The organism is Winslowiella toletana (assembly GCF_032164335.1).
Lineage (GTDB): Bacteria > Pseudomonadota > Gammaproteobacteria > Enterobacterales > Enterobacteriaceae > Erwinia > Erwinia toletana_A.
Genome location: NZ_CP134152.1, coordinates 695,677 through 711,740, shown reverse-complemented (window position 1 = coordinate 711,740; position 16,064 = coordinate 695,677). Strand labels below are relative to the sequence as shown.

General features: G+C 50.6%; 13 protein-coding genes. All 13 read right to left on the bottom strand.

Going from position 1 to position 16,064, the window contains the following annotated elements; translation table 11 throughout:
- Positions 1-54: 54 nt before the first annotated feature.
- A complete protein-coding gene (deoC, locus tag RIN69_RS03330; protein WP_313855546.1) occupies positions 55-834 on the bottom strand; it encodes a deoxyribose-phosphate aldolase in 780 nt (259 codons plus the stop codon).
- 242 nt (positions 835-1,076) lie between these two features.
- On the bottom strand, positions 1,077-2,354 hold the full coding sequence (locus RIN69_RS03325) for a NupC/NupG family nucleoside CNT transporter (protein ID WP_313855545.1): 1,278 nt from the start codon (positions 2,352-2,354) through the stop codon (positions 1,077-1,079).
- Between the two features lie 180 nt (positions 2,355-2,534).
- Positions 2,535-3,305 carry a TatD family hydrolase gene (locus tag RIN69_RS03320; protein ID WP_313855543.1) on the bottom strand — a complete coding sequence of 257 codons (771 nt, stop codon included), beginning with the start codon at positions 3,303-3,305 and terminating at the stop codon, positions 2,535-2,537.
- A complete protein-coding gene (locus RIN69_RS03315) occupies positions 3,302-4,354 on the bottom strand; it encodes a patatin-like phospholipase family protein (RefSeq protein WP_313855541.1) in 1,053 nt (350 codons plus the stop codon). The genes RIN69_RS03320 and RIN69_RS03315 overlap by 4 nt, the downstream gene beginning before the upstream one ends.
- Positions 4,355-4,453: 99 nt before the next feature.
- Entirely contained in the window at positions 4,454-4,654 is a 201-nt protein-coding gene (locus RIN69_RS03310) for a CsbD family protein (RefSeq protein ID WP_313855540.1), read from the bottom strand.
- Between the two features lie 48 nt (positions 4,655-4,702).
- On the bottom strand, positions 4,703-4,864 hold the full coding sequence (locus RIN69_RS03305) for a DUF1328 domain-containing protein (RefSeq protein WP_017800599.1): 162 nt from the start codon (positions 4,862-4,864) through the stop codon (positions 4,703-4,705).
- A 140-nt stretch (positions 4,865-5,004) separates the two neighbouring features.
- Positions 5,005-5,595, bottom strand: a complete 591-nt coding sequence (gene osmY, locus RIN69_RS03300; RefSeq protein WP_313855536.1) for a molecular chaperone OsmY — start codon at positions 5,593-5,595, stop codon at positions 5,005-5,007.
- Positions 5,596-5,915: 320 nt separating this feature from the next.
- Entirely contained in the window at positions 5,916-7,505 is a 1,590-nt protein-coding gene (gene prfC, locus RIN69_RS03295; protein ID WP_313855535.1) for a peptide chain release factor 3, read from the bottom strand.
- Positions 7,506-7,916: 411 nt separating this feature from the next.
- Positions 7,917-8,366 (bottom strand): DcrB-related protein, encoded by a 450-nt coding sequence (locus RIN69_RS03290; RefSeq protein WP_313855533.1) that lies wholly within the window; start codon positions 8,364-8,366, stop codon positions 7,917-7,919.
- A 276-nt stretch (positions 8,367-8,642) separates the two neighbouring features.
- Entirely contained in the window at positions 8,643-9,365 is a 723-nt protein-coding gene (locus tag RIN69_RS03285) for a hypothetical protein (protein ID WP_313855531.1), read from the bottom strand.
- Entirely contained in the window at positions 9,362-11,920 is a 2,559-nt protein-coding gene (gene tssI, locus RIN69_RS03280) for a type VI secretion system tip protein TssI/VgrG (RefSeq protein ID WP_313855530.1), read from the bottom strand. Before tssI ends, RIN69_RS03285 begins: the two co-directional genes overlap by 4 nt.
- Before the next feature lie 40 nt (positions 11,921-11,960).
- A complete protein-coding gene (locus tag RIN69_RS03275) occupies positions 11,961-13,379 on the bottom strand; it encodes a serine/threonine protein kinase (RefSeq protein ID WP_313855528.1) in 1,419 nt (472 codons plus the stop codon).
- A 29-nt stretch (positions 13,380-13,408) separates the two neighbouring features.
- A complete protein-coding gene (gene tssH / locus RIN69_RS03270; RefSeq protein ID WP_313855527.1) occupies positions 13,409-16,018 on the bottom strand; it encodes a type VI secretion system ATPase TssH in 2,610 nt (869 codons plus the stop codon).
- Positions 16,019-16,064: the final 46 nt, after the last annotated feature.

Below are 16,064 nucleotides of genomic sequence, written 5' to 3'. Positions count from 1 at the left end.
AATACGGTGCAATCTCATTGAAAACGGCGACGGCATGCTTGCCGTCGTTACTGATTAGTAAGCAGATTTACTGGCTGCAACCTGATGACCGGCCGCGTTCAGCAGGCTGGTTAACAGGCTGGAAGCGCCAAAGCGGAAATGGCGCGCATCGGCCCAGTCGCTGCCAAGGATATCGTCAGCCAGTTTCAGGTAGATGGCGGCATCTTCTGCGCTGCGCACGCCACCAGCAGGTTTAAAACCGACGTCAGCTTTAACGCCTTTATCGCGGATAACCGTCATCATAATTTCGGCGACTTCCGGGGTGGCGTTAACCGGCACTTTACCGGTTGAGGTTTTGATAAAATCAGCACCGGCATCGATGGAGATTTCAGAAGCCTGACGAATCAGCGCCGCCTCTTTCAGCTCACCGGTTTCGATAATCACTTTCAGCAGCACATTGGCCGCCGCGCACGCCTCTTTACAGGCTTTCACCAGCTCAAAACCAACTTCGCTGTTGCCAGCCATCAGCGCGCGGTAAGGGAACACCACGTCAACTTCATCCGCGCCATAGGCAATTGCCGCACGGGTTTCTGCCAGCGCGATAGCAATATCATCGTTGCCATGCGGGAAGTTAGTGACCGTCGCGATGCGAATGTCCGGCGTTCCCTGCTCACGTAAGGTTTTACGGGCGATCGGGATAAAACGCGGATAAATGCAGATGGCAGCAGTGTTGCCAGCCGGGGATTTTGCCTGATGGCACAGCGCGATCACTTTCGCGTCGGTATCATCATCATTCAGGGTAGTCAGATCCATCAGTTTCAACGCGCGCAGCGCTGCAGCGGTTACATCAGTCATATTACTCTCCAAAACAGATTTAATGAGCCTTCCGACACAGGCCAGCTTCTATGTTATTATTCTAACAGTCCCAGCCCGCCATTGATGTGCGTTAACTCACAGTTGATTAAGAAACGTCTGCCATCATTCTACTCTGATTGTGACTTTAATCACATTAAATCAACCAAAGCCCGGCCCTTAAAAACAAAAAAGCCGCGATGAAGATCCCTCATCGCGGCAATGTGATAATTTTCACATTTTAGTTACAGCGCGAGGAATACCCCGGCAATACTGGCACTCATCAGGTTAGATAAGGTACCGGCTATCACCGCTTTGATTCCCAGACTGGCGATATCGTGGCGGCGATTCGGTGCCATGCTGCCCAGCCCACCGATCAGAATGGCAATCGATGAAAGGTTAGCAAAGCCACACAGCGCAAAAGAGATTATCGCTTTAGTGTGATCGGAGATGACCTGCAGACCGGCAGCTGCCACTACCGCATCTTCTTTCAGATAGGCACCAAAATTAAGATAAGCAACGAATTCGTTCACGATCAGCTTCTGGCCGATAAACGAACCCGCGATCATGGCCTCTTCCCACGGCACGCCAATCAGAAACGCAACGGGTGCAAACAGATAACCGAGAATCAGTTCCATCGACAATTGCGGATAGTCAAACCAGCCACCGATACCAGAAAGAATTCCGTTCAGTAACGCAATCAGCGCGACAAAGGCCAGCAACATCGCACCGACGTTCAGCGCCAGCTGCATGCCCGAAGAAGCACCCGAGGCTGCCGCGTCAAGGATATTGGCGGGCTTATCATCTTCCGCCACCATTTCAGCCGCATCGCGCTTGTCGAGGCTGGTTTCTGTTTCCGGCAGCATCAGCTTGGCAAACAATAACCCGCCAGGTGCGGCCATAAACGAAGCGGCGATCAGATATTCCAGCGGCACGCCCATCTGAGCATAGCCCGCCAGTACTGAGCCTGCTACGGATGCCAGTCCACCAGACATCACGGCAAACAGTTCGGAACGGGTCATGGTGGCGATATAAGGACGTACCACCAGCGGCGCTTCGGTCTGTCCGACGAAGATATTTGCCGTTGCCGACAGCGACTCTGTACGCGAAGTCCCCAGCAGTTTATGCAAACCACCACCGAGCAGACGAATCACCAGTTGCATAATACCGAGGTAATAAAGCACAGCGATTAACGAGGAGAAAAAGACAATAATTGGCAGTACGCGCAGTGCGAACACAAAGCCGCCGCCGCCGAACAGTTCAAACATTTTGTCCGACGCCAGGCCGCCAAACAGGAATGAAATCCCCTCATTACCATAGGCAATCACGCTGGAAACGCCCTGCGACATGCCCAGCAGCACGCTGCGCCCAACCGGTACATACAGCACTAATGCACCGATACCCACCTGCAATAAGAAGGCACCCAGCACCGTACGGAGTTTGATAGCTTTGCGGTTAGTCGACAGCAGGACGGCAAACAGCATCAGCGCCACCATGCCAATCAATCCCATGATAAGTTGCATTTTTCCCTCGTTATAATTTAAAAGTCGCGAAGTGACACGCCGAACAAAAATGGCGGATGTGCAAAAAGTCTTAAGCGCGGGCGATTATAACCACAGGGAAGCAGAAGGCACGGATTGAAGTCACACAAAAATACAAATAGAAGCAATTGTAAATTCTATAGGGTGATCTAAGTCACATTACTAGATGTGAAACAGGCGGCGGGTATTCTCACGCAGGGTATCGCGAATCAGTTCAGGCGCTTCATGACGTAATTCACACAGCATTTGCCAGACATTAACTACCCGTTCCGGGCGATTAGGCTGGCCCTGAAATCCACACAGCGGCATATCCGGCGAATCGGTTTCCAGCAGCAGAGAAGCCAGCGGTAAACGGGCGATGGTCTCACGGGTTTTACTGGCGCGCGGATAAGTAATCGTACCGCCAACGCCAATCGCATAACCGGCTTTGATAAACGCTTCGGCCTGTTGCAGGCTACCGGCAAAACCATGAATCACTCCGCGCCGCGGCAGCTCAATGCGCCGCAGCTGCATCGCCAGTTTATCGTGCGTGCGCCGCGAGTGCAGAATCACCGGCAGATCATAATCACGTGCCAGTTTCAGCTGCGCGTCCAGCAACGCCTGCTGCTTATCAAACAGCGGATTCTCGATATAGAGGTCGAGTCCTATTTCGCCGATCGCGACCAGCTTTTTCGGGCGCTGCTTCAGATGCTGCTCCAGCAAAGCCACGGCGGCATCATTATGCTCAGCAATCGCCATCGGATGCAGTCCCAACGCGGCATACAGCGGCGGATAATTATCGGCCAGTGCCAGCACCTGTTGAAAACGCGAAGCGGCAACCGCAGGAACAATAATTTTTTCCACTCCCGCCGCAGTTGCCCGTTGCAGGCTGTCACTTTCATGCCCGCAGAAGGGCGGAAAATCAAAATGACAGTGGGTATCGACAAAACTCATGCGCGTGATCCCTCATCATAGTCTGCATCATTGCCGGCAACCGGATCGCGAATAATCGTGGTGTTAGCTGGCTGATTCGCCACCGCAGCAGGTGGCATGACAAAGCGCGGCCGCAGTGGCGTCTCACTGTCACTCAGCCACTGACCGAGGGTCGCGAGAAAATAGCGGCCACAGCGGCGTCCTAAATGATAATCCTGATTCAGTGAAGCTATCCGACTTCCCAGTGCACTGCTGGCCAGCGGTTTCGGTGGAAAGATCTCCAGCACCCGCAGTTTACCTGGTGGATTATCAATAAATTGCTGAGTGTCATGATAGCTTTGCTCATGCTGCTGCATCACATTGACCAGGGGTCGCAGCGCACTTTCGCTCAGCCAACGCTCCATACGTTTGATCCACTGTGGGGTATAATGCATCTGCGAAGGCACGGTACGGATCACAACGATGGTGTCCGCGCCCCGCCGTGCTGCTTCACGAACCGGTATCGCATCGCTGATGCCGCCATCCAGATAACTGATACCGTCCAGATCGACACCCGGCCGATAGAATCCCGGAATAGCGCTGGATGCTTTAATAATATTCAGCCAGTTATCAGCCGTTGGCGCAAAATACCCCGGTGTATAGTCATCACTGCGGCAGGCACACATATAAAATTCTTTGCCGCTGCTTAACATCTTTTGTGCACTGGTAATTGCCAGCGGAAACTCTTTCGCTGTGATATCCAGTAACCAGTCGAGATCGATCAGATGACCACCGCGCACAAAACGCAGCGGATTGAAAAACAGTTTATTGGTGGTATAGCGGGTGATGACCCGACGCGCATAGCCAGGTTGAGCACAGACAAAAGCCGACAGATTTTGTGCTCCGGCAGAGGTACCGAGCATCAGATCAAAGGGATTGAAATGCGCACGCTGAAATTCATCCAACACGCCAGCGGTAAAAATGCCACGCTGCCCACCGCCTTCGCAGACCAGCGCGATTTTACCTGGTTTAAAAGGTTTTAATGCCAGTGGCTCAATATTGCCCAGCGTAATGGGGATGCGTTTGCCCAACAGCTCATTCCTTAAAGATGCTTTTCCGATGTTTTCTGCGTGTTGCAGCTTAACGGAGTTATAACATCTGAGGACAAGCGATGACAAACCAGGTAGCCCTTATTGCAAAGGCTCCTTTGCAACAGTGACGTTTGGCTCGCCGTGCTGCTGCTCTCTGCCGTAATCCTCCTGGAGAATTCCGGAGAACCAGTCATTATTCCCTGCGACCCAGGCGCAATCGTTATCAAACCATTCCGCCCATATTAACCACAGTTGGCCTTTCCATTGCTTGTACTTACCAACGATGATGTCGCTATTCATGACTGGTCTCCGCTAACAGAGCTTAATCGAAACAGATATCCGATTTAACTAAGGTCTTTTACGACCGGTAAACAGGCTGACGAGGAACAGAATGATACCAACGACGAAGACAATTTTCGCTGCCCACGCGGCTGTACCCGCCAAACCACCAAAACCTAATGCGGCTGCAATCAGCGCAACGATCAGAAAAATAATACCCCAACGAAACATAAGCCTCTCCTTCACCATAGTTAAAATCGAACTGCCTGTCTCAATACCGTTCGGAGAAATAATCCCTCGAACCTATTCTCTTTCTTTTTTGGTTAGTGACCTTATTGCGCGGCTTTTATCAAGCCGCGCGGTACTGAAGATTAAGGTTTGACTACCACGTCATTCTTAACGCTTTTCACGCCTTCAATGGCTTTAGCAATTCCTTCAGCACGCTCTGACTGTGCTTTATTCTCAACCGTACCGGAAAGCTGAACCACACCGTCGTTGGTTTCTACTTTCACATTACGTGACGGCACAATGTCGTCTGCTAATAGTTTAGCTTTAATTTCGCTGGTTGTAGCGGCATCACCTGCATAACCACTCATTGACTGAGATTTACCGTCTTTAACGTGCAGTTTGTCACTGACGGATTTAACGCCTTCAACTTTCTTGGTCAACGCGACCGCTTTTTCAGCCTGATCCTGAGAGATAACGAAACCGCTCAGGGTTACCACGCCAGAATGGGTCTCGACTGAAATATCGGTGCTTTTGATCGCATCGTCGTCAACCAATGCTGCTTTTACTTTCGCTGTGACTGAGCTGTCGCCCATGTAGCCATCGACTTTTTTCATAGAACTATCGATTTTAGAACCCGCGCTTTCGGTAGTGCTTGCAGCCATAGCGGAACCGCTAATCAGCGCAGAACCTACCATTACAGCCATCAGAGTTTTTGCAATCTTAGTCTTGTTCATCGATATATTCCTTCTTTCTGTTGATGCGCCCACAATCGTGAGATTTACAGCTACAAACGGCGTAACTGTTGAAACGGGGATTGGGTAAAACACCACATGAATCAGCACCCGATAGAAATAATCATAGTCAACGATCAGGATTTAGCAGGCGTTTATGGTTTAAAAACCGGCAAAAGCCGAAAAACAGAGGTTTTTTAGGAGGAGTCTGTGTGAAAAGGGCAAAGAGTGAGCGGTTTTACGCGTCCGCAATTAAGCATAGCTCAAAAAAAAAGGAGAGTGGCCGGTTAACCGGACACTCTCCACATTACCGTGCGACAGGATTAATGTTCGCGGGTTTTGCGGAACACCACATCAGGATAACGTTCCTGAGTGATATTCAGATTTACCATGGTAGGGGCGATATAAGTCAGGTTGTCACCGCCATCCAGCGCAAGGTTAACTTCGTTTTTGCGTTGGAACTCGTCGAACTTCTTCACATCGTCACACTCTACCCAGCGGGCAGTGGAGACGTTGATCGACTCATAAATCGCTTCGACGTTGTACTCGCTCTTCAGACGCGCAACCACCACGTCGAACTGCAGCACACCGACCGCACCAACAATCAAATCATTGTTATGCACCGGACGGAACACCTGTACCGCGCCCTCTTCCGACAGCTGGACCAGTCCCTTCAGCAACTGCTTCTGCTTAAGCGGATCGCGTAAACGGATGCGGCGGAACAGCTCTGGCGCGAAGTTCGGTATACCGGTGAACTTCATGTTCTCACCCTGAGTAAAGGTGTCACCAATCTGGATAGTGCCGTGGTTATGCAAGCCAATAATATCGCCTGGAAAAGCTTCTTCCACGTGCGAACGATCGCCAGCCATAAAGGTCAGCGCATCAGAAATCACCACATCTTTACCGGTACGCACCTGGCGCAACTTCATGCCTTTTTCGTATTTACCGGACACCACGCGCATAAACGCCACGCGGTCACGGTGTTTCGGATCCATATTGGCCTGAATCTTAAACACGAAGCCGGTGAACTTATCATCAGCAGCGGTCACGATGCGGGTATCAGTTTTACGCGGCATCGGAGACGGCGCCCACTCAACCAGGCCATCAAGCATATGGTCGACGCCAAAGTTACCCAGTGCAGTACCGAAGAATACCGGCGTCAGCTGGCCTTCAAGGAAAGCTTCTTTATCAAACTCGTGCGACGCGCCCTGTACCAGTTCCAGCTCTTCACGCAGTTGTACGGCCAGGTCTTCACCGATTGCGGCATCCAGTTCGGGATTATCCAGCCCTTTAATGATGCGCACTTCCTGAATGGTGTGACCTTTACCGCTCTGATAAAGATAGGTTTCATTTTTATACAGGTGGTAGACGCCTTTAAACAGCTTGCCGCAGCCGATTGGCCAGGTGATTGGTGAACAGGCGATTTTCAGCTCGCTTTCCACTTCATCCAACACTTCCATTGGATCGCGGATATCACGGTCCAGCTTGTTCATAAAGGTCAGGATTGGCGTATCGCGCAGACGGGTGACTTCCATCAGCTTACGGGTACGATCCTCAACGCCTTTTGCGGCATCAATCACCATCAGACAGCAGTCGACCGCCGTCAGCGTGCGGTAGGTATCTTCAGAGAAGTCTTCGTGTCCTGGGGTATCCAGCAGGTTGATCAGGCTTTCACGATAGGGAAATTGCATTACTGAGGTAGTGATCGAAATACCACGCTGCTTTTCCATCTCCATCCAGTCGGATTTAGCATGCTGGTTGGACCCGCGACCTTTAACCGTACCGGCAGTCTGAATCGCCTGTCCGAACAGCAGCACTTTTTCAGTAATGGTGGTTTTACCGGCATCGGGGTGAGAAATAATGGCAAAAGTGCGGCGGCGAGCCACCTCTTGCATAAACGGTGCATTTGACATGGGGAATCTTCTGGTCTGATGTGGTGATACTGCGGCACAAACCGCGCGGACAGCAGTCACCAACGATTAATCATCAATGGCCGGCATTTTCGCCGATCCGAGGGCTATAAACAATCCAGAACGCCGCTTTATCGGTCATAAAAGGCTAACAAGCCGCCATACGGCACCTTCAGCAACCTGCTGCTGTAACCATTTTTGCGGACGATTTGCCTTTTTCTACACTGGACTGGCCTCAGAATGGGGATAACAATTGTTGATTAGCAGTGTAGGGCAGAAAAGTGCCCGCGCCAAGCATCAAGGATGAGGGATAAAGTCACGCCAGCCCGCCGCCTTCGACCAGCAGGCTGGTGATTTCGGCAAACACGCTGGTGTACACCAGCGTGTCGTTCTGGCAGGCGGCAAAATGATCACTCATGGTTCAGCCGTCCTGTCCGTAGGATTTAAAATTAGCGTGCTTTTCAGCTCGTCCCACTGCTGTAACTCTTGCTCGCTTAGCCCATGCTGTGATGAATAGGTTATTACCAGCAAAACGGCAGTATCAGGCACCTGCACTGCAAGCTGCCGTTGAAACAGGTATTGCCCATGATGTTCAAATTCGCTAACAACTTCTATCGCGCGTATCTGCCGCAACGGGCCTGCGCTGATACGTTCGAAAGCGGACTGTTTAACCCGCCCCATTTGTTCGCGCAGGGTGGACCATTGCTGATTAAATGCCTGTTCAAAGTCACAATCTTCCGGAATAGGTCCACGACTGATAACAATGGAAATACCATCCTGATCGTTGCGTAATATATTTAAACTATTATCCAGCCAGCTCCTGTTACCAACAGAGAAGGTTCCTTCCTGAATATGATATTTCATTATAATTAACTCATCTTAGATAAAATAAAAAACTTCATGTGAAATTTTCATTGCGATGTTTATTAATTACCATAAGCACTCTTTTAACTTATAAAAATCTCCATTTAAAATTTCATCTAAATTCTCTGAACGATAAATTTATGGCGCATCCCGCTTGAACCGCCTCTGAACTCCATCGGGTATCAGCACATTTTTCTCAGCAATCAAAGAGGTTTGGATACCATTCAGACATAGAGTAAACCCAGGAGATAACAACGCGTAACAACGTGAAAAAAGCTATTTATCCTTCCACACTCCCTTTTGAGAAAAAATAATCTTATTATCTTTTATGATCTCTATCTTAGCCTCATCCAGATAAACTCGATAACTGAATTCTTTATTAGAAAACTCATATCCCGAAACAACACCAGAGTAGTTGACAGAATAAAATGATGTTCCAGAAAGATTTATCACATTATTATCAGACTTTCTGATACCAAGATATGAAACATTATTACACGGCTTACTCACAACCTCACAATTATTCGTTACTGTCACAATATAATCTTTGGTTTCTAAGGTATTATGCGAATGGGTTTCGGCAGCCTTCCTGGTTAAAAGATACTCTTTAGGAATATAATACTTACCATGCATTGGTAGAGTTAAAACCGTCCACTTTAAATGATCACCCTCGATAGTTAACTTGGCTTTTCCATCTTTTCCACCAAAAGATGAGTTAAAGGTTACAAGTGAAATATATTTACTTTGTGCTACTCCTTTAATATTTATCTCATCATCATTCACGCAGTCAATACGATTACCATATTTTGTGATAAAACAGTAGCGCCCACTCACCTTTTGTAGGTTCTGTATGAGCTGTAGCTCAAAGGTAGACTCTGGTATTTTCTTATTATCATAGAAAACTTCTCCATACCATTTCCCCGTGAAATTTTCGAGTGCAAATGACGACGGAGAGAGAAAAGTATAAAGCAAAATAAGATAAGACATTGAAAATTTCATTCTAATATAACCTCTGAACAATTATCTACACGATTAAGCCAGCCAGTCAAAAACTTAACATTTTTAGTTTCATTGACTGCTAATTCTCTATAATATTCCTTTCTTATATCTGTAATTCTTGACGTGAGAATACTGCTATCTCCTACACTATTCATTGCTTGAATTGTCTTAGGCCCTATAACTCCATCTAATGATAAATTTTGATTAAATTCCTCATTAAGCAACTTCTGGATTTTCTTTCCTGCGCCACCCGAAGTGATTGTCCAGTCATACGACATTAACGCGAGTTTAGGGTTCTGAATTTTATCAAAACCTCCAGCATCCCAATATCTTTTTTTATATATAATTTCAGCTTGTTCGTTAGAGATTTTCTTTAAATTATCCAATGTTGGTTCCAGGTCAAGATCCTCTTTAGCAAACTTCCTCCATGTTTTCCAGGATATTCCCTTATTGGTTGCCCCTCCAGAATCATTAGGATCATTAACATACCCACCTTCATTTTTAAAAACTACCGCGGATATTTTATGAAAAATTTCATTATCAGAAGCGACTATAATGGAGTTAACTTTATCAGAAGTTAATTTTTTATGAACTTGATTTCCTCTTAAGCTTGGCTTCCTGCTCTTCTGCTCCTTCTCCGGCAAAAACTTCTCCTCTACCGCCTGCAAAATAAGATCACGATGTCCATCGCCAGGCGCATTAATAGCCGAAATACTGCCGGCAACATTCAGCGCTAACTCACCGCCACTGGTAGTAATTTGACCATCCCCCTCAACGAAAATATTAAATCCCGTGCCCACCAGATTAATGTTTCCCGCTGCGGTTAATTCTATCGCGCTTTTGCCACATTCCAGCCTCAGCAACCTTCCGGATGCCAGCACATGCTCGTCGACCACTGCGTCCAGCTTCGCTTTACCGGTCAATAGTTCCCTTGTGCCTTTTACCGCCTGCATCTGATTCTCTGCCACCCGCCGCTGTTCGCTGGCTCCGACAAAGTGGCTATGATTGCTGCCAATATGGTTGCTGGCGTCATGCTTAATATGCGTATCCATATTGCGCTCGGCCTGGACCCATACCTGCTCGGCACCGGCTTTGTCTTCAAAACGCAGTGCATTAGCGTTGTCTGGCGTGCCGTCTTTCGAGCGGCTGATAAATCCCATTTGCGTTGCCGCCGCCGGCAGCGACCACGGCGGCATGCTGGCTTCGTTATACACCCGGCCAATCACCATCGGGCGATCGGGATCGCCGTTGATAAAGTCAATCACCACTTCATCATTCACCCGCGGGATCTGCACGCCGCCGAACCCCTGCCCGGCCCAGGCACTGGAAACACGTACCCAACAAGAGCTGCTGTCGTCGCCCTTCGCCTGCCGATCCCAGTGGAATTTCACCTTAATGCGGCCATATTTATCCGTCCAGATCGACTCGCCTTGCGGCCCAACCACTTTCGCCGTTTGTGGCCCACAGGTTTTCGGCCATGGGCTTTTCGGCGGCGCACGAAAGGGGCAGTCAGCCGGAATGACGCTAAACGTAATCCGCTTTTCACTTAGGTTATCACTGCCGCTGGCGTAGCGATTTTCCGCAAATTGATACTCTGCTTTAATCGTCAGATATTCCCCGTTATCGCTCAGCCAGGGCGCGTTATGCAGCAGAAAGGTGTGGCCCGGCGCAATACCCAACGCCGTGCCGCTGCCGCTGATTTTCTGATGTCCGGCCTGCCAGACCTGCTGGCGAATGCGGGCATAGTTTTCACCATGCTGGTGTTCGACAAAATGTCCCGGCCAGTCATAAACATCGATTTCACCCGGCACTGGAGATACCGGATTCTGCCGGGCCTGGAACAGCCACGCATTAGGCTGGCGAAAATCATAGTCATCCAGGCTGTATATTCCCGGCGTGACGTGATCCTCAAGCGCCCACTGGCTGACTCCTTCCTCACTGGTAACGCCGCCGGAAGCAGTAACGTGGTAGGGGATAAATTCATAGCCGGGAACAGGCTGATGCTGACTCACCGTGTCCATCAGCACCATCGCATGCTGATCCTGTTGATGGCGGAAAAAGTAGTAAATACCCTCCAGTTCCATCAGGCGGCTGATAAAATTAAAGCTGCTTTCCTGGTACTGAACACAGTATTCCCACAGGCGATAGTTGCCGCTAAGTTTGTCTTCTATCGTTACGTTGTATTCCTGCAGCAAACTTTTGATAATTTGCGGCACCGTCTGGTTCTGAAAAATGCGCAGATTTCTGTCACGCTTCATCGGCCAGAGATCAGGCTCCATCGTCAGTGAATAAACCGCATAGCGCGTTCCATTCAGGTCCTCGCTGTGCACTTTTATCCGGGTGATTTTGCCATTCAGATAGCGTGTCGCCAGTAGCCCCTGGACGGGGATCGATAAGGTGATTGGTTGGCCCAACAGCGCGTGGCGCTCAATGCGCGCATCGGTGCTGAGTAAGGTCACCTGTAAAGTAAATGCCTCCGAAAGCGCCTCTTCTCCTTCAAGCTTCCAGAAAAGCAGGCCATCCATTGGCAGTGTTGCTGTAATCCTTTCAGTCATAGCTATTCCCTAAATAAGCGAATTTACGCAGTAAGTCGCATCAGAGTTGTGGGCTGAGCAGCCAGGTTCCTTCGCGATCAATATTGATTTTTTGCTCGCGCTTCTGGCCCTGATTATCAATGCTGAACTGATACTCACCTGCCGGCAGTTGCAAGCGGGCAAAACCATTGGCGGCCGGTACCAGCGCCTGCCGACTGCCGTTTAGCCATACCTCATCACCAGCCAGCAGTTTGATATAGATCTGCGCAATCGGTGGTGTTGGCTCTTTCTCTGGTTCAGGCGGCGCGGCAACGTTTTCACTGATAAGCGCCGGGGGATTCACCACCTCACTGCTTTCACCGGCCACCGCTGACGCTGGCAAGGCTGGCGGATGACTGCCGCTACCTCGGATCACTCCGCCTAATATCGCCCCCACCAGTACCCCTGCGGCAATCATGGCCGGCACCCAAAAGCGACGTGGAAGAAACCATCGCGGTTTGTCGTCTGTTGCAGACTCGATCAATGCCACCGGCAACAGCGGCGCTCCGGCAGCTTTTTCCTCCGATAACTGGGGCAACGTCTCAGGCGGCAGCACCATTATTGCCGCCATCTGTTCGGTACTCTGCGGGCGTTCTTCCGGCTTTAACGCCAGCGCGCAATCAATCGCGTGCAGCATCGGCAGCGAATAGCCAGCCGGACGCCGTTCGGTCAGTGGCTGATAGCTATCCTCAATACTGCGTACCACACTGACTGGCGGTGGTGAGCCGGTGATTAAGGTATGCAGCACCGCACCAAGCGCATAGATATCGGTCCATGGTCCCTGCTCACTCTCATTGTTGTCGCTGTACTGTTCAATTGGCGCAAAACCCGGCTTCAACATGGTTTCGGTTTCATCGGAGAGATTACTGATGGTTTTACGCGCCGAACCAAAGTCGAGTAATACTGGCGTCATATCTTCCTGAATCTGGATATTATCCAGCGAGATATCGCGATGCAGATAACCCGCCTGATGTATGGTGTTAATGGCACCAAATAGCGGAGCGAGCAGGTTGCGAATCCAGGTTTCATTAATTAATTCAGGATGCTGAGCCTGCATCTGGGAAAGGGTGGTGCCACTGTAATACTGTGTCCCCATATAAGCCGTGTCGTTCTGCACCCAAAACCTCAGCACATGCAGCAAGTTCGGATGATTAAATCGCGCCAGCAAACGCGCCTCCTGAATAAAGCTGTTAAGCCCGGCGTGGAACGTTTTACTGAAACGTTCGCTGCGCAATACCAGTTTTAACTCTTCATTACGCACCGCCAGCGAAGCTGGCATAAACTCCTTAATGGCAATGTTGCGTTTTAATTGATGGTCCCAGGCGCGGTAGACAATTCCGAAACCTCCACCGCCAAGTACCTGCTGAATTTCAAACTCATTAAAACGGTAGCCAACCGGTAACGCATGCGCGACTACCCGGTTATTATCTTGTTGCGACATAATAGATAACTCTCTGATAGCGAATAGCTTTAAACCTGAAACTGACAGTGAAACTCATCGTGTTCGAAGCCAATATGCAGACGTCGAAATTGCTCGCCGCGGGCGCAGGCAGACAGCAGTAGTTGGCTGATTTGTGGTAACAGAGTGTTGGTAAGAATGGCGTCAACCGTACGGCCCCCTGATTCTACTTCGCTGCAACGCTGCACAATCCTGGAGATAACACCGTCATCGACTTGCGAGCTGATGTTATGGTTTTGTCGCAAACGCTGCTGAATACGGCTCAGTTGCAGCTGGACGATGCTGGCCATCACCGCATCGTTTAACGGGTAATAAGGCACCACCAGTAAGCGTCCCAGCAATGCTGCCGGGAACACCTTCAGTAACGGAGCGCGCAACGCAGCACATAGCGTGTCAGGCGTGGGAGGTTGCTGCTGGTCAGCACACAGCGTGCTGATGGCGCGGCTGCCGGTATTGGAGGTTAAAATAATAATGGTGTTACGAAAGTCGATATGCCGCCCTTCGCCGTCTTCCATCCAGCCCTTATCAAAAACCTGAAAAAATATTTCATGCACGTCCGGATGCGCTTTTTCAATCTCATCCAGCAACAGCACGCTGTAAGGGCGGCGGCGTACCGCTTCAGTTAATACCCCACCCTCGCCATATCCGATATAGCCGGGTGGTGCGCCTTTCAGCGTTGAAACGCTGTGCGCCTCCTGAAACTCGCTCATATTGATGGTGATCAGGTTCTGTTCGCCACCGTACAGCGACTCTGCCAGCGCCAGTGCGGTTTCGGTTTTTCCGACGCCGGATGGGCCACACAGCAGAAAAACACCAACCGGCTTATGCGGATCATCAAGGCGCGCGCGCGAAGTTCTCACCCGTTTAGCTATCATCTCCAGCGCGTGGCGCTGACCCACCACCCGTTGGCTGAGGGTGTCGGTGAGATTCAGCACCGCTTCAATCTCGTTTTTCACCATACGGCCCAGCGGAATACCGGTCCAGTCAGAGACTACGGCGGCCACGACACTGGCATCTACTGCAGCAAACAGCAGCGGTGTATCACCCTGCATTTCGTGCAGTTGCAGTTGTATATCCGTTAGTTGCTGATGGAGTGCGCCGCTTTCAGCGATATGTTTCTGCTGCAACTGAGCGCGCAGCGCCATCAGCGTTTCGATCAGCGTACGCTCCTGCTGCCAGCGCGCAGTTAACTGCTGACATTCAACATTCAGCGCGCTGAGTTCATCATCAATGGCTGCCAGACGCGCAATATCCCCCAGTGCCACTCTGGCTTCGCGTTCGGCGATCTGTCGCTCAATCTGCAACGCCGCAATACGATGAAAACAATCCTCAAGAGGTGCCGGTCTGACCGCCTGACCGATAGCAACACGTGCGCAGGCAGTATCCAGCAGCGCTATGGCTTTATCCGGCAACTGACGGGCAGGTATATAGCGGTGCGACAACCGTACCGCCGCCTGAACGGCGTCATCCAGCAGCAGTATCCGATGATGTTTCTCCAGCGCCGCCACGGTACTGCGCAGCATCAGCACCGCCGTGCTCTCGTCCGGCTCACTCACCTGTACCGTCTGAAAACGACGCGTCAGCGCCGGGTCTTTCTCAATATATTTCTTGTACTCTGCCCAAGTGGTGGCACCGATGGTTCGCAGTTGCCCACGCGCCAGCGCCGGTTTTAATAAATTAGCCGCATCGCCAGTGCCTTGCTGTCCTCCTGCTCCTACCAGGCTATGAATTTCGTCGATAAAAAGGATAACCGGCAATGGACTGGCATGAACTTCGCCAATTAACGCCTGCAAACGCGATTCAAATTCGCCTTTTACCCCGGCTCCCGCCTGCAACCGTCCGATATCCAGCAGCCAGAGTTGCACCTGCCGCAAAGGTTCCGGTACTTCACCGGCGGCGATGCGCAGCGCCAGTCCTTCCACTACCGCGGTCTTACCCACGCCCGCTTCGCCGGTAAGTAACGGGTTGTTCTGGCGGCGACGTAACAGAATGTCGATCAGCTGGCGAATCTCGTCATCGCGCCCGACTACCGCGTCAATCTCGCCCTGACGCGCGCTGGCAGTGAGATTCTGCGCATACTGTGCCAGCGTGCTCGCACCTGCTGGCGTTGCTATCCGCCCCGGTTCGGCGTGCGTGGCAATATCCCCCTGAGTCACATCAGGAAAGATCTGCGTGAACTGTTCAATTAACGCTTCCGCACCGATGACGCTGAACTGTGGTGAAATGCTTTTTAACAGATTGGCAAGATTGAAGGTTTTCAGAATGCCGATCAGCAAATGACCGCCCCGAATCTCCGCCGCGTTAAATTTCAGCGAGGTATAAACCCAGGCGCGTTCAACGGCGCTGTCGATATGTTCAGAGAGATCGGAAACCGCACTTGCACCTCTCGGCAAGCGATCCAGCGCAGCGACGATATCGCGCATCAGGGCGGCTTCATCCAGTGAAAAATGACGGATAAGCCGCTGAAGATCGCCATCATGTTGCATCAGCTGATGCAGCCAGTGAACGATCTCAACATAAGGATTGCCGCGCAGTTTGCAAAACGCGGTAGCGCTCTCCAGCGAGGTCAATAGTGGCTTATCCAGTTTACCGAAAAGCACGGCACGGCTGATTTCTGACATAGTGTGTCCCGATAGAATAATGAGGAGAAAGGGGAAAACTGAAATA

Coding starts and splice junctions, on each gene's coding strand:
- RIN69_RS03290 (WP_313855533.1), bottom strand. CDS start 8,366: ATGAAATATCATATTCAGGAAGGAACCTTCTCTGTTGGTAACAGGAGC.
- tssI (WP_313855530.1), bottom strand. CDS start 11,920: ATGACTGAAAGGATTACAGCAACACTGCCAATGGATGGCCTGCTTTTC.
- prfC (WP_313855535.1), bottom strand. CDS start 7,505: ATGTCAAATGCACCGTTTATGCAAGAGGTGGCTCGCCGCCGCACTTTT.
- RIN69_RS03285 (WP_313855531.1), bottom strand. CDS start 9,365: ATGAAATTTTCAATGTCTTATCTTATTTTGCTTTATACTTTTCTCTCT.
- RIN69_RS03320 (WP_313855543.1), bottom strand. CDS start 3,305: ATGAGTTTTGTCGATACCCACTGTCATTTTGATTTTCCGCCCTTCTGC.
- osmY (WP_313855536.1), bottom strand. CDS start 5,595: ATGAACAAGACTAAGATTGCAAAAACTCTGATGGCTGTAATGGTAGGT.
- RIN69_RS03305 (WP_017800599.1), bottom strand. CDS start 4,864: ATGTTTCGTTGGGGTATTATTTTTCTGATCGTTGCGCTGATTGCAGCC.
- tssH (WP_313855527.1), bottom strand. CDS start 16,018: ATGTCAGAAATCAGCCGTGCCGTGCTTTTCGGTAAACTGGATAAGCCA.
- deoC (WP_313855546.1), bottom strand. CDS start 834: ATGACTGATGTAACCGCTGCAGCGCTGCGCGCGTTGAAACTGATGGAT.
- RIN69_RS03310 (WP_313855540.1), bottom strand. CDS start 4,654: ATGAATAGCGACATCATCGTTGGTAAGTACAAGCAATGGAAAGGCCAA.
- RIN69_RS03325 (WP_313855545.1), bottom strand. CDS start 2,354: ATGCAACTTATCATGGGATTGATTGGCATGGTGGCGCTGATGCTGTTT.
- RIN69_RS03275 (WP_313855528.1), bottom strand. CDS start 13,379: ATGTCGCAACAAGATAATAACCGGGTAGTCGCGCATGCGTTACCGGTT.